At 76.3% G+C, this 13,724-nt stretch carries 3 protein-coding genes; all 3 read right to left on the bottom strand.

Annotated elements, in window-relative coordinates; all coding sequences use genetic code 11:
- A partial coding sequence (locus tag G6W55_RS13810) for a type I polyketide synthase (protein ID WP_375372446.1) occupies positions 1 to 1,378 on the bottom strand: 1,378 nt, incomplete at its 3' end.
- Between the two features lie 36 nt (positions 1,379 to 1,414).
- Entirely contained in the window at positions 1,415 to 10,828 is a 9,414-nt protein-coding gene (locus tag G6W55_RS13805) for a type I polyketide synthase (protein ID WP_175521109.1), read from the bottom strand.
- An 85-nt stretch (positions 10,829 to 10,913) separates the two neighbouring features.
- Positions 10,914 to 13,634 carry a LuxR family transcriptional regulator gene (locus tag G6W55_RS13800; RefSeq protein WP_254876241.1) on the bottom strand — a complete coding sequence of 907 codons (2,721 nt, stop codon included), beginning with the start codon at positions 13,632 to 13,634 and terminating at the stop codon, positions 10,914 to 10,916.
- Between the last annotated feature and the right edge of the window lie 90 nt (positions 13,635 to 13,724).

The following is a 13,724-nucleotide window of genomic DNA, read 5'->3' as shown; positions in this document are numbered from 1 at the left end:
CTTCGAGGATGACGTGCGCGTTGGTGCCGCTCACCCCGAACGCCGACACCGCCGCCCGGCGGGGGCGGTCCTGGTCCGTGGCGGGCCAGGGGTGGGCGGAGGTCAGCAGCCGGACGGTGCCCTCGGACCAGTCGACGTGCGGCGACGGCTCGTCCACGTGCAGGGACCTGGGCAGCACACCGTGCCGCATGGCCTGCACCATCTTGATGACCCCGGCGACGCCCGCGGCGGCCTGGGTGTGTCCGATGTTGGACTTCAGCGAGCCGAGCAGCAGCGGCCGTTCGGCCGGACGGCCGCTGCCGTAGGTGGCGATGAGGGCCTGCGCCTCGATCGGGTCGCCGAGCCGGGTGCCGGTGCCGTGCGCCTCGACGGCGTCCACGTCCCCGGCTTCGAGGCCGGCCGCCGCGAGGGCCTCGCGGATGACCCGCTGCTGGGAGGGGCCGTTGGGGGCGGTGAGCTGGCTGCTGCGGCCGTCCTGGTTGACGGCGGAGCCGCGCAGCACGGCCAGCACCGGCCGGCCCAGGCGCCGGGCGTCGGAGAGCCGGGCCAGGGCGAGCACGCCGACGCCCTCGCCCCAGCCGGTGCCGTCCGCGGCGGCGGCGAACGGCTTGCAGCGGCCGTCGGGCGCGAGCCCGCGCTGCCGGCTGAACTCGATGAACATGCCGGGCGCGGCCATCACGGTGGCCCCGCCGGCCAGCGCGAGGTCGCATTCGCCGCGCCGCAGCGACTGGGCGGCCAGGTGCAGTGCCACCAGGGAGGAGGAGCAGGCGGTGTCCACGGTGACCGCGGGCCCCTCCAGGCCGAGGGTGAAGGCGATCCGGCCGGACGCGACGCTGGTGGTGCTGCCGGTCAGGACGTAGCCGTCGGTCTGTTCGGCGGGCCGGTGGTGCAGGCTGGGCCCGTACTCCTGCGCGATGACGCCCGCGAACACGCCGGTGCGGCTGCCGCGCAGGGTGGCGGGGTCGATGGCCGCGTTCTCCAGAGCCTCCCAGGACGTCTCCAGGAGCAGCCGCTGCTGGGGGTCGGCGGCGAGGGCCTCGCGCGGGGAGATGCCGAAGAAGGGGGCGTCGAACTCCCCCGCGTCGTAGAGGAATCCGCCCTCGCGGGCGTAGGTGCGGCCGGCCGCGTCGGGGTCGGGGTCGTAGAGGTGCTCCAGGTCCCAGCCGCGGTCGGCGGGGAAGGCGCCGATGACGTCGCGTTCCTCGCTGACCAGCCGCCACAGGGCGTCCGGGGTGTCGGCGCCGCCGGGGAAGCGGCAGGCCATGCCGATGAGGGCGATCGGCTCGTCGGGGCCGTCCGCGGCCCTGGCCTCGGCCTCCTCCAGGCGCTGCCGGGTCTGCTGGAGTTCGGTGGCGACGCGCTTGAGGTAGTCGCGCAGCTTCGCCTCATGCGTGGTCATGTGGGGACACCTCTCCTACGAAATGCCGAGCTGCTGGTCGATGAGGTCGAAGATCTCGTCGTCGTCGGCGGCCGAGATCAGGGCCGCGAGGTCGGCGGGCGGCGCGTCCTGCGCCCCGGCCGCGGCGATGTCGGGCTCCGGGCCCGCGGCGGCGGTGCCGTCGGGCTCCGGTGCGGACGGGACGAGGAGGCCGTGCAGATGGCCGGCGAGCGCGGCCGGGGTGGGATGGTCGATGACGACGGTGGTGGGCAGGCGCAGTCCGGTGGCCGTGCCGAGCCGGTTGCGCAGTTCGATGACGCCCAGGGAGTCGAAGCCGCTCTCCATGAACCCGTTGCCGGGCCGGATCGCCGTGGCGTCGGAGTGGCCGAGCACACCGGCCGCGGTCTCGCGGACGAGGGCGAGCAGCAGTCGCGTCCGGTCCGGCTCCGAGGCGGCCGCGAGGTCGCGGCGCAGGGTATCGGCGGGGTCGGCGGCATGCGAGGCGGCGCGGGAGGCGGCCGCCGCGCGGACGGTGGTGCGGGGGCGGGCCGCCGCGAGGTCGCGCAGCACCGACGACAGGGTTTCCGGGTCCGCCCGGCCGGTGTCGAACTCGGCTGCCACCAGGGCGGCTTCGGGTGTGGTGAGGGCGGTGTCGAAGAGGGCGAGGGCCGTCTCGTTCGTCATCGGCGCGAGGCCGGTCCGGGCGAGCCGGTCCGCCTGGGCCGTGTCCAGGCCGGCCGCCATGCCCCCGGCCTCGGCCCAGTGCCCCCACGCCAGGGACACGGCGGGCAGTCCGCGTACCCTCCGGTACCGGGCGAGGGCGTCCAACTGGGCGTTGGCGGCCGCGTAGTTGGCCTGTCCGGGGTTGCCGAGGACGCCGACGGCCGAGGAGAAGAGGACGAACGCCGACAGGTCGAGGTGCTCGGTGGCACGGTGCAGATGCCGGGCTCCCTCCGCCTTCGGCCGGGCGACACCGGCCAGCCGCTCGGGGGTGAGCGAGGTCAGCACGGTGTCGTCCAGGACGCCGGCCGCGTGCACGACCGCGGTCAGCGGCCGGTCCCCGGGGACGGCGGCGACCAGTGCGGCCACCGCGTCCGCGTCACCGGTGTCGAGCGCGGCGAGGGTCACCTCGGCGCCCAGCGCGCCCAGTTCGGCCGCCAGGGCCTGCGCGCCCGGCGCGTCGGGGCCCCGTCGCCCGGTGAGCAGCAGATGCCGTACGCCGTGGCGGGTGACCAGACGGTGGGCGACGAGCCGGCCGAGGGCGCCGGTGCCGCCGGTGATCAGGACCGTGCCGTCCGGGCGGAGCGGGGGCGGCGGCGAGGTGAGGACGAGTTTGCCGGTGTGCCGGGCCTGGCCGAGGCGGCGCAGGGCCCTCGGGGCGTGCCGCACGTCCTCGGCGGTGAACGGCAGCGTCCGCAGGGCTCCTTCACCGAACAGCCGGAACAGATGGCCGAGGATCTCGCCGATCCGGCCCGGGTCGACGTCGAAGAGGTCGAAGTCGAGATAGGCGGCGCCGTCGTACTCGGCGGCCACCGCCGCCGCGTCCCGCAGGTCGGTCTTGCCCATCTCCACGAACCGGCTGTCGGGCGCCAGCAGCCGCAGCGAGGCGTCGGTGAACTCCCGCGCCAGGGAGTTCAGTACGACGTCGACACCGCGCCCGCCGGGGGTGGCCGCGCGGAACGCCGTCTCGAAGTCCAGGGTCCGGCTGGAGGCGATCCGCTCGTCGGGCAGGCCGAGCCCGCGCAGGGTGTCCCACTTGTCCGGGTGCGCGGTGGCGTACACCTCGGCGCCCAGATGCCGGGCGAGCTGCACGGCCGCCTGACCGACCCCGCCGGCCGCCGAGTGGATCAGCACCCGTTCCCCGGGCCGGAGTTCGGCGAGGTCGACGAGCCCGTGGTAGGCGGTGAGGAACACCACGGGGACACCGGCGGCGCGGGCGAAGGTCCAGTCGTCGGGGATGCGGGCGAGGAGCCGGTGGTCGGTGACGGCGACCGGGCCCAGGGTGCCCTGGACCAGGCCGGTGACGCGGTCGCCGGGAGCGAGACCGGTGACCCCGGGCCCCGTCTCCAGGACGACGCCCGCGCCCTCGGCACCGATCCGCGCCTGGCCCGGGTACATGCCCAACGCGATCAGTACGTCACGGAAGTTGAGGCCGGTGGCCCGCAGCGCGAGGCGGACCTGTCCGGGGCCGAGCGGGGCCTCGGCCTCGGGCGCGGGCAGCAGGGCGAGACCGCCGAGGCTGCCGCGCGGTTCGGCGTCCAGCCGCCAGGCACCGGTTCCGGACGGCGGGGTGAGGGCCCCGGCCCCGGCGGCCGGCCGCAGCCGCGCCACCAGCGCCTCACCGTCTCGTACGGCGATCTGGTCCTCCCCGGCAGCGAGGAGACCGGCGGCGAGGGCACCGGCCGCGGGGATCCCGTCGGCGTCGCCCGCGGCGCCGCCCGCCAGGTCCAACAGGGCGAAACGGCCGGGGTGTTCGGCCTGGGCGGCACGGACGAGCCCCCACACCGCGGCGGCGGTGACCGACACGTCCTCCTCGGGGCGAGCACCGACCGCGTCCCGCGTGACGAGCACCAACTGCCGCTCCTCGGCGGCCGGTTCTTCCAGCCAGCGTCGGAGCAGACCGAGCGCAGTGGGAGCGTCGGGAGCGGCGGCGGCCACCGGCCCGCGTGAACCGGAGTGGGCGAGGTCGGCGAGGGCGACGGTCTCGGCCGGCAGACCGATGGCGTCGGCCAGCACGTTCCGCAGGGGATCGTCCGGAGCGCCGAGGACCGTCCAGCCGTCCGCCGAATCGGCAAGCAAGGCAGGGGCGTTGGCGGGGATCCAGTCCAGCACCTGAGCCGCGGGTGCCTCCGGTGGAGGCGCGGCGCGCAGGGTGAGGGCGGCGATGTCGGCCACCGGCGCGCCGGTGGCGTCGGCGAGACGGAGGGCCACCGTGTCGGTTCCGGTGGGCCGGACGGTCACGCGCAGCGCGGTCGCTCCCGCGCGGTGGACCGTGACGCCCTCCCAGGCGAACGGCAGCCTGAGGCGCGCCGAGCCGGGCACCAGGGCGACGACGGCGTGCAGGGCCGCGTCGAGCAGCGCGGGGTGCAGGACATGTCCGGTGTCGGCGGAGTCCCGGGCCACCGGGCCGACCTCGGCGTGGATCTCGTCGCCGAGCCGCCAGGCCGCGGTCAGCAGCCGGAACGCCGCGCCGTAGGCGTAACCGTCCTCGGCGAGACGGTCGTAGAGCCCCGTCAGATCGACGGGTTCGGCCCCGGCGGGAGGCCATACGGCGTCGGCGTCGGCGTCGGCGTCGGCGTCGGCGTCCGGAACAACTACCGGGCCGGTGTCCGAGGTGAGGCCGGTGGCGTGCCGGGTCCAGGGCGCGTCGGCGTGCTCCGGGCGGGTGTGCACCGTCAGCGGGCGCCGCCCGGAGTCGTCCCGGGGCCCGAGGGCGACCTGAAGCCGTACGGCCCCTTCGGCGGGCAGCACGAGCGGCGTTTCCAGGGTCAGTTCGTCGACCTGACCCCCGGTGTGCAGCGCGAGGTCCACGACTGCGGCCCCGGGCAGCAGGACCCGGCCGGCGATGGTGTGGTCGGCCAGCCAGGGACGGCCGCGCAGGGTGAGGCGTCCGGTGAACACCGTGCCCGCGTCGTCGGGGAGGTCCACCGCCGCGCCGAGCAGGGGGTGCCCCGCCTCATCCAGTCCCGACCGGGCGGGGGCGCCGCCCTCGGGGGCGTCGAGCCAGTGCCTGCGCCCCTGGAACGGGTAGGTGGGCAGGTCGAGGCGGCGCACCGGATGCCCGTCGAAGGCGGCCCGCCAGTCGACGGGGACGCCGTGGACGTGCAGCCGGGCCAGGGCCTCGACGAAGGTGTGCGGCTCGTCGCGGCCGGGCCGCAGGACGGGGACGACGGTCCGCGGCACGGCCTCCGCCTCGGCCCCGGTGTCGAGGCTCGCCGTGGTCAGCGCGCTGAGCACGGCGTCGGGGCCGAGTTCCAGGAAGGCCGACACGCCCAGGTCGCGCACCGCGCGCACCCCGTCGTGGTAGCGCACCGCCTCCCGGATGTGACGCACCCAGTACTCGGGGTCGGTCAACTCGCCCGGCGCGGCGAGCCGTCCGGTCAGGTTGGAGACCACGGGCACCCGCGGCTCGGAGAAGGCGACGGTCTCGGCCACCGCCCGGAAGTCCGCCAGGGCGGCGTCCATGTGCGGGGAGTGGAAGGCGTGACTTACCGTCAGAAGCTTGGTCCTGCAGCCGGTTTCGCGCCAGGCGTCGGCGATACGGCGTACGTCGTCGGCGTCCCCGGAGACGACCACGGAGGCCGGTCCGTTGACGGCGGCGACGCTCACCCGGCCGTCGGCCGAGGCGATCAGCGGGGCGGCCTCGTCCTCGGTGGCCTGGAGTGCCGCCATGGCTCCGCCCGCGGGCAGCGCCTGCATCACCCGGCCCCGGGCGGCGACCAGCCGTACCGCGTCGGGCAGGGAGAGCACGCCCGCCAGATGGGCCGCGGTCAGTTCGCCGATCGAGTGGCCGAGGTGGGCGTCGGCCCGGAGCCCGAAGGACTCGGCGAGCCGGTACAGGGCGACCCCCAGCGCGAACAGGGCGGGCTGGGTGTGGGCGGTGGTGTCGAGCAGTGCCGCGGCCGGAGTGCCGGGCTCGGCGAACAGCACCTCGCGCAGGGGCGTGCCGAGTTCGGTGTCGAAGAGGCCGGTCACCTCGTCCAGCGCCGCCGCGAAGACGGGATACGCCGCGTACAACGCCCTTCCCGCGCCGGGCCGTTGGCTGCCCTGGCCGGGGAACTGCACGGCGATACGCGGGGCGCGGCCGCCCGGGACCGTGCCGCGGATCAGACCGGGGGCGGTCGTGCCGTCGGCGAGGGCGCGCAGGGCGGTGCGGCGGGCGGCAGCCTCGGTGCCGACGACGACGGCCCGGTGGTCGTGCAGGGCCCGGGTGGTGGCCAGGGACCAGCCGACGGAGGCGTCGGTCTCCGGGCCGAACACGGACTCCGTACGGTCGAGCAGGCGCCGGGCCTGGGCGGGCAGCGCGTCGTCGTCGCGGGCGGACAGGGTCCACGGCAGGACCGTGTCGGAGGGCCGGGCCGGTGTCTCCGCGACAGGAGGCTCGTCGGTGGCCGGGGCGGCTTCCAGGATCAGATGGGCGTTGGTGCCGCTGATGCCGAAGGAGGACACCGCGGCCCGGCGGGGGCGCGGCGCGGCGGGTTCCGGCCAGGCGGTGGTGCCGGTGAGGAGCGCGACCGTCCCGGCCGACCAGTCGACGTGCGGGGTGGGCGCGTCCACGTGCAGGGTGCCGGGGAGTTCGCCGTGTTCCAGGGCCTGGACGAGTTTGATCACGCCGGTGACGCCGGCCGCGGCCTGGGTGTGGCCCAGGTTGGACTTGGCCGAGCCGACGAGCAGCGGGCGTCCAGGCTCCCTGCCGTCGCCGTAGACGGCGATCAGCGCCTGGGCCTCGATGGGGTCGCCCAGGGTGGTGCCGGTGCCGTGCGCCTCGACCGCGTCGACGTCGGCGGGGCGCAGTCCGGCGGAGGCGAGGGCCTGGCGGATGACGCGTTCCTGGGCGGGGCCGTTGGGCGCGGTGAGGCCGTTGGAGGCGCCGTCCTGGTTGACGGCGGAGCCGCGGATCAGGGCGAGCACGCGGTGGCCGTTGCGGCGGGCGTCGGACAGGCGCTCCAGCAGGACCAGTCCGACGCCCTCGGACCAGGCGGTGCCGTCGGCGGCGGCCGCGAACGGCTTGCACCGGCCGTCGGGGGCCAGTCCGCGCTGCCGGCTGAACTCGGTGAACATGCCGGGCCCCGCCATGACGGTGGCGCCCCCGGCGAGGACGAGGTCGGACTCGCCCGACCGCAGCGACTGGACGGCCAGGTGCAGGGCGACCAGCGAGGAGGAGCAGGCGGTGTCGACGGTGACGGCGGGGCCCTCCAGGCCCAGGGTGTAGGCGATCCGCCCGGACGCGACGCTGGTGAGCGTGCCGGTGAGGGCGTGCCCCTGATGTCCCTCGGGGGTCTCGTGCAGCCGGGGTCCGTAGTCCTGCGGCATGACGCCGACGAACACGCCGGTCCGGGTGGCCCGCAGCGAGGCGGGCACGATCCCGGCGCGTTCGAGCAGTTCCCAGGAGGACTCCAGGAGCAGGCGCTGCTGCGGGTCCATGGCGGCGGCCTCGCGGGGGGCCAGTCCGAAGAACGCCCCGTCGAAGCGGTCCGCGTCGTGCAGGAAGCCGCCGTGGCGGGTGTACGACGTGCCGGGGCGGGTTCCGTCGGGGTCGTGGAGGGCGTCGAGGTCCCAGCCGCGGTTGCCGGGGAAGTCCCCGACGACGTCCCGGCCCTCGCGCAGCAGCTCCCAGAGCTGTTCGGGCGTGCGGGTGTCCCCGGGCCAGCGGCCGGCGAGCGAGACGATCGCGATCGGGTCGTCGTCCTGCCGGACAGGGGCGCGCGTCGCGTCGGCGGGGGTGTCGGCGCCCGTGAGGCGGGCGCGGACGTGGTCGGCGACCGCGCGGGCGGTGGGCCGGTCGAAGGTCAGGGTGGACGGCAGGTCGAGGCCGGTGGCGGCGGCGAGCCGGTCGCGGAACTCGACGGCGGACACGGAGTCGAAGCCGAGTTCCCTGAACGGCAGATCGGGGTCGACGGCGTCCGGGGTCGCCTGCCCGAGGACCAGGGCGGCGCTGGAGAGCACCACGCCCAGCGGGTCGCCGCCGACCGGTTTCTGCTCCGCCACGGCGGGGGCGAGGCCGGTCACCGGCGGTGCGGCGGCGGCCGCCGTCCGCAGGGGTGCCTCGGGGCCGGGCAGGACGTCGGGCCAGACCCGGCGGCGCTGGAAGGCGTACGTCGGCAGCGGCACCCGGCGCGCGCCCTCCCCGTACAGCCGCGTCCAGTCCACGCGGCCGCCGCGTGCGTGCAGGTCGGCGAGGGAGGTGAGGAAGCGGCGCGGACCGCCGTCGGAGCGGCGCAGGGTGCCGGTGACGGCGGCGCCGGGCAGGTCGGCGAGGCCGGGGGTGAGGACGGGGTGCGGGCTGACCTCTACGAAGGCCCGGTGCCCCGCGGCGTGGGCGGCCTCGACGGCCTGCCGGAAGCGGACGGTCGAGCGCAGGTTGCGGTACCAGTAGTCGGGGCCGAGGGCGGTGCCGTCGAGGAGGCCGCCGGTGACGGTGGAGTAGAGGTCGGCGCGGGTGGCGCGCGGGCGGACGGCCGCGAGCAGCGCGGGCAGGGTGTCGCGCAGGGGTTCCACCTGCGCGGAGTGGGAGGCGTAGTCGACCGGGATGGCCTTGGCGCGCACGCCTTCCGCGTCGTAGGCGGCGACGAGGGCCTGGACGGCGTCGCGGTCACCGGAGACGACGGTGGCGGCGGGGCCGTTGACGGCGGCCACGTTCAGGGCGCCGCCGAAGGCGTCGAGGCGGGCCCGCACCTCGTTCTCCGGGAGCGGCACGGAGGCCATGCCGCCGCCGGGTGCCGTCGCGGCCAGGCCGGTGATGGCGCGGGAGCGCAGGGCGACCAGGGCGGCGGCGTCGTCGAGGCTGAGCGCCCCGGCGACGTGCGCGGCGGCGATCTCGCCCTGGGAGTGCCCGATCACCGCGTCGGGGGTCACCCCGTGCGCCTGCCAGACGGCGGCGAGGGAGACCATCACGGCGAACAGGGCGGGCTGGACGACGTCGGCGCGCTCCAGCGGCGGGGCGTTCCCGGTGCCGTGCAGCAGGTCGTGCAGGGACCAGTCGACGTAGGGGGCGAGGGCTGCGGCGACGGCGTCGATACTCGCGGCGAAGTCGGTGTCGGCGGCGATGAGTTCACGGGCCATGGCGGGCCATTGGGAGCCCTGCCCGGGGAAGACGAACACGGTGCCGCCGCTGTCGCCGGCGCGGCCGGTGCTGAGCCCGGGTGCCTGGGCGCCGGTCTCCAGGGCGTGCAGTCCGCCGAGGAGCGCGTCGCGGCCGTCGCCGGTGACGACGGCCCGGTGCGGGAAGGCGGTGCGGGTGGTGGCCAGGGCGAACCCGATGTCGCGCGGGGCGAGTTCGGGGTGTGCGGTGAGGTGCGCACGGAGCTTGGCGGCCTGTTCGCGCAGGGCCTGGGGGGTGCGGGCGGACAGGGGCCACAGGAGCGGGCCCGGCACGGGGGCGGCCCAGTCGGACGTGCCGGCCCGGTCGGACCCGTCGGCCCGGTGGGACGCGTCGCCCCGGTCGGCGGTCCTCGTGTGCGGTGCCTCGCCGACCAGGACGTGGGCGTTGGTGCCGCCGACGCCGAAGGAGCTGACCCCGGCGGTGAGCGGCCGGTCGGGGCGGGGCCAGGCGCCGGTCCGGGTGGGGACGTCGAGGCGCAGCCGGTCGAAGGGGATGTCGGGGTTCGGCTCGGCGAAGTTGAGGCCGGCGGGGATCCGGCCGTGGCGGACGCCGAGCACGGTCTTGAGCAGTCCGACGATGCCGGAAGCGCCTTCGAGATGGCCGACGTTGGTCTTCGCCGAGCCGACGAGCAGCGGGGTGGCGTCGGTGCGGCCCGCGGCGAAGACGTCACCGAGGGCGGCCGCCTCGACCGGGTCGCCGACCCGGGTGCCGGTGCCGTGCAGTTCCACGTACTGCACGTCGCCCGCGCGCACCCCGGACCGGTCGAGGGCCCGGCGGATCACGTCGGCCTGGGAGGCCGCGCCGGGCACGGTCAGCCCGTCGGTGGCCCCGTCGTTGCCGACGGCGCTGCCCAGCAGCACGGCGTGCACCGGGTCGCCGTCGGCCAGCGCGCGGGAGAGGGGCTTGAGGACGAGGACGACGGCGCCCTCGCCGCGGGCGTAGCCGTTGGCGCGCGCGTCGAAGGTGTAGCAGGCGTGGTCGGGCGAGAGGGCGCCGAAGCGGTCCACGACGAGCGTGCTGTCGGGGGCGAGGTTGAGGTTCACCCCGGCGGCCAGGGCGACGTCCGACTCGCCCGCGCGCAGGCTCTCCAGCGCCAGGTGCACGGCGACCAGGGAGGACGACTGCGCCGCGTCGACGGTGAGGCTGGGGCCGCGCAGATCGAGCGCGTACGACACCCGGTTGGCGATGATGCCGCGGGCGAGGCCGGTCAGGGTGTGGCGGGTGACCGCGTCGGCGCCCTGCCGGTGCACCAGGGCGCTGTAGTCGGCCGCCATCGCCCCGACGAAGACCCCGGCCCGGGTGGCGCCCAGCGCGCCCGGCAGGATGCCGGCGTCCTCCAGTGCCTCCCAGGCGAGTTCGAGGACGAGGCGCTGCTGCGGGTCGGCCGCGGCGGCCTCGGCCGGGGACATCCCGAAGAACTCCGGGTCGAAGAGGTCCACGTGGTCGAGGAATCCGCCGTGCCGGACGTCCGCGTGCTCCGGTGCGTGCCGGAAGCGACCGGGCGGCACGTCTCCGACGGCGGTCCTGCCGTCGTCGAGGAGTTTCCAGAAGGCGTCGGCGTCGGGAGCGCCGGGGAGCCGGCAGGCGATCCCGACGACGGCTGTGGCTTCGTTCACCGGTGCAGGCATGTGTCTCAGCCTGGGGCACCGAGTGCCACCGCCTACCCCTACTGTCCCCCTGCCACCCCCCTAGCCCCAATCACCTGACGGATCGTCAACCTGCAAGTCCGGGGCGGTACTCCAGCAGCCGGGCGAGATCCATTCTGCGGCGGACGCCGAGCTTGCGGTAGACCTTCGTCAGGTGCTGTTCCACGGTGCTCACGGTGATGAAGAGCTTCTTTCCGATCTCGCGGTTGGTCAGGCCGGACGCGGCGAGTTCGGCCACCCGCCGTTCCGCCTCGCTGAGTTCGTCGTCGCGGGCCGGTGCCGGGGCGGCGCCCGAGACCCGGGAGAGATGACGGGCCCTGCGGTCCGCGCTGCGCGCCTGCTCGGGGTCGCCCGACGCGCCGTGGGCGGCGCTGAGTTCGGTGAGCGCGGCGGACAGTTCGAGCTGGTCCCCGGAGTCCTCCAGGGCCTGAACGGCCTGTTCCAGTACGGCCGTTCGCTCGGCGGAGTCGGCCGCCGCGGCGCCGGTGCGCAGGGCCATCCCCCGGGTGCGCGCCTGTCCGCCGCCCAGGCCGTCGAGCTGCCGCTCGATCAGGGAGCGGGCGGCGCTGGTGCGGCCGAGGGCGAGCTGCGCGCGGGCGGCGCCGATGCGCCACGGCACGAGGGCGGGCAGATGGTCCAGGCCCCAGCGGGCCATCGTCTCCCCGCATCCGCGGTAGTCGGCGAGGGCGGCCGTGGCGTTCCCGGTCGCCAGGTGGTGTCCGGCGCGGGCGGCGAGGTAGTGCAGTCCCGCCGGGGTGCGGAACATCGCCTCCGGCACCGGCATGGCCAGATACCGTTCGGCGTCCTCGTGCCGGCCGAGCGCGGTCCGGGCGCCCACCATGGTGGCCAGCGGGAATCCGGCGCCGACGCCCCACCGGCGCGGGGTGATCTCCTGGAACGCGGCGCGGGCGTACGCGTCGGCGGTGCGGATGTCGCCCTGCCGCAGCGCGGCCTCCGCCGTCACCGCGGCGAGCAGCGCGCCCTCCGTGCTGTCGGGCCCGCGGCCGGTCCGGTCGCCGACGGTGGCGCACCAGCGCGCCGCCCGGCCGGGCTGGTCGGCGTAGAGGAGCACGGTCAGGGCCGCGGTCAGGGAGCGGATGGGCAGGTGGGCGACGCGGCCCTCGCGCAGGATGTGCTCGGCGCGCGACACGGCCTCCCGGTGCGGGAGTCCCGCCAGCAGGGCGGTGAGGACGCGCATGCCGTCGAGGAAGGGCCCGCCGGCGTCGGCGCCGCCCCGGCGGGGGCCCGGTCCGGTGTCGGGCAGGAGCGTCGGGTACCAGTAGCCGATCCAGGTGCGCAGCCCGTCGGCGGTGTCCCGGTCCCGCGGGTGGCCGGCCTCGTACCGGGCCAGGGCCTCGACGCCGTCCTCCGTGCGCCCCTCCCAGAACAGATGGCGTACGGCGGAGCGCTGCCGCCCGGGGGTGGGCGGTGCGTCGGGCTCGGTGCCGGGGAGCACGGGGACGCACTCGATGACGACGTCGTCCCGGCCCCCGTCCCGCGCGGGCTCCGGACGCGGGGCCTCCCGCGGTCCGGCCGCCGGGTCCGCCGGCGCGGCGGCCGGGCCCGTCGGCGGGGTCGCGGGGGCCGGCCCGGGTGCCGTCTCGGCCGACCAGGGGGCGCGTATCTGGCCCTCGGCGGCGCGGTACTGCTCGGCAACGTGCTCGGCGGAGGCCCCGGTGGCGCGCAGGAGTTCGGCGGCCCGGCGGTGCAGTGCGGCGAGTTCGGCGGGCCGCATCGCCGCCAGCAGGTCGCCGCCGCCGCTGCGGTGCCGGAAGTCGCCGTCCCTGAACAGGCCCGCGGAGTGCAGCAGATACAGGGCGCGGGGCGGCGAGTCCTTGGCGAGCAGCAGGAGTTCGGCGAGGAGCGCGGTGCCGGCCGGGCGGCCGAGGGCGGCGACGCCGCGGGCCAGCCGCAGGGCGAGCGGGTCGATGCGGTGCAGGCAGTTCATCACGCCCCGCCGGTAGTTCTCGCCGATCACCAGCCGTCCGCCGGGATCGCCGGACTGCTGGTCCTCGACCACGGCGCGCACGAGCAGCGGGTTGCCCCCGGTGAGATCGAGGACCTCCCCCGCGAACCGCTGCGCGGCATCCGCGCCGAGCCGTTCGCGCAACAGCTCCGCGACGGCCTCGTGGCCGAACAGCCGTAGTCTGACGCGCTCGTGGTCGGGCCGGCTGGCCAGCTCCACCTCGAAGAACGGGTCGCGGGGCGTCATGTTCTCGCGCGAGCAGAGCACGGTCAGGATGCGCGCGCCGCGGGTCCGCCGGGTCAAGTAGAGCAGGAACTCCAGGGACTGCACGTCGGCGTCCTGCCGGTCGTCGACGGCGAGCAGCACCGGGGCCTGCCGGGCGTACTCGAGGAGCAGACTGCTCAGCCCGTGCAGCAGATGCGGGGTGGGCCGCATCGGGACGTCGGTGTCGGTGCCCTCCGGTTCGGGCCAGGCCGGTGCCAGGGCGGGGGCGAGCCCGTTCTCGATCAGCCGGGCGGCCTCCGCGGCGACGCCGTCCGGCAGCAGCGGGCTCTGGAAGAGCTGGCGCACCACGCCGAGCGGGAAGTCGCGTTCCAGCGGGGAGCCGGCCGCGGTCAGGACGTGGGCGCCCTGGGAGGCGACGAACTCGCCGAGGGCGTCGAGGAGTTCGGTCCGTCCGCTGCCGACGGGACCGTGCAGGGTCAGGACCGAGCCCCGGCCGTCACGGCAGCGTTCCCAGGCCGCCTGGAGCCGGCCGGTCTCGTACGGACGTCCGCGGACGGTGAAGGACGAAGGGGTGCGGTGCTGCTGCGCCAAGTACATGGACAAGCGCTCTCCTGGGGCGAGGGCACATGATCGCGATGCGCCGCGGTGCTGTCCCCATGGTGTGAAGGTGCGGGCCGATTGCGAAAA

Origin of the sequence: Streptomyces sp. CAI-85 (assembly GCF_013363615.1) — a bacterium.
GTDB lineage: Bacteria > Actinomycetota > Actinomycetes > Streptomycetales > Streptomycetaceae > Streptomyces > Streptomyces antibioticus_B.
Note: the sequence above shows the minus strand (reverse complement) of the source record. Positions and strands in the feature narration are given on the sequence as shown.

What these genes read in the sequence shown, in the direction of transcription:
- G6W55_RS13805 (WP_175521109.1), bottom strand. Translation starts at nt 10,828, where the DNA reads ATGCCTGCACCGGTGAACGAAGCCACAGCCGTCGTCGGGATCGCCTGC.
- G6W55_RS13800 (WP_254876241.1), bottom strand. Translation starts at nt 13,634, where the DNA reads ATGTACTTGGCGCAGCAGCACCGCACCCCTTCGTCCTTCACCGTCCGC.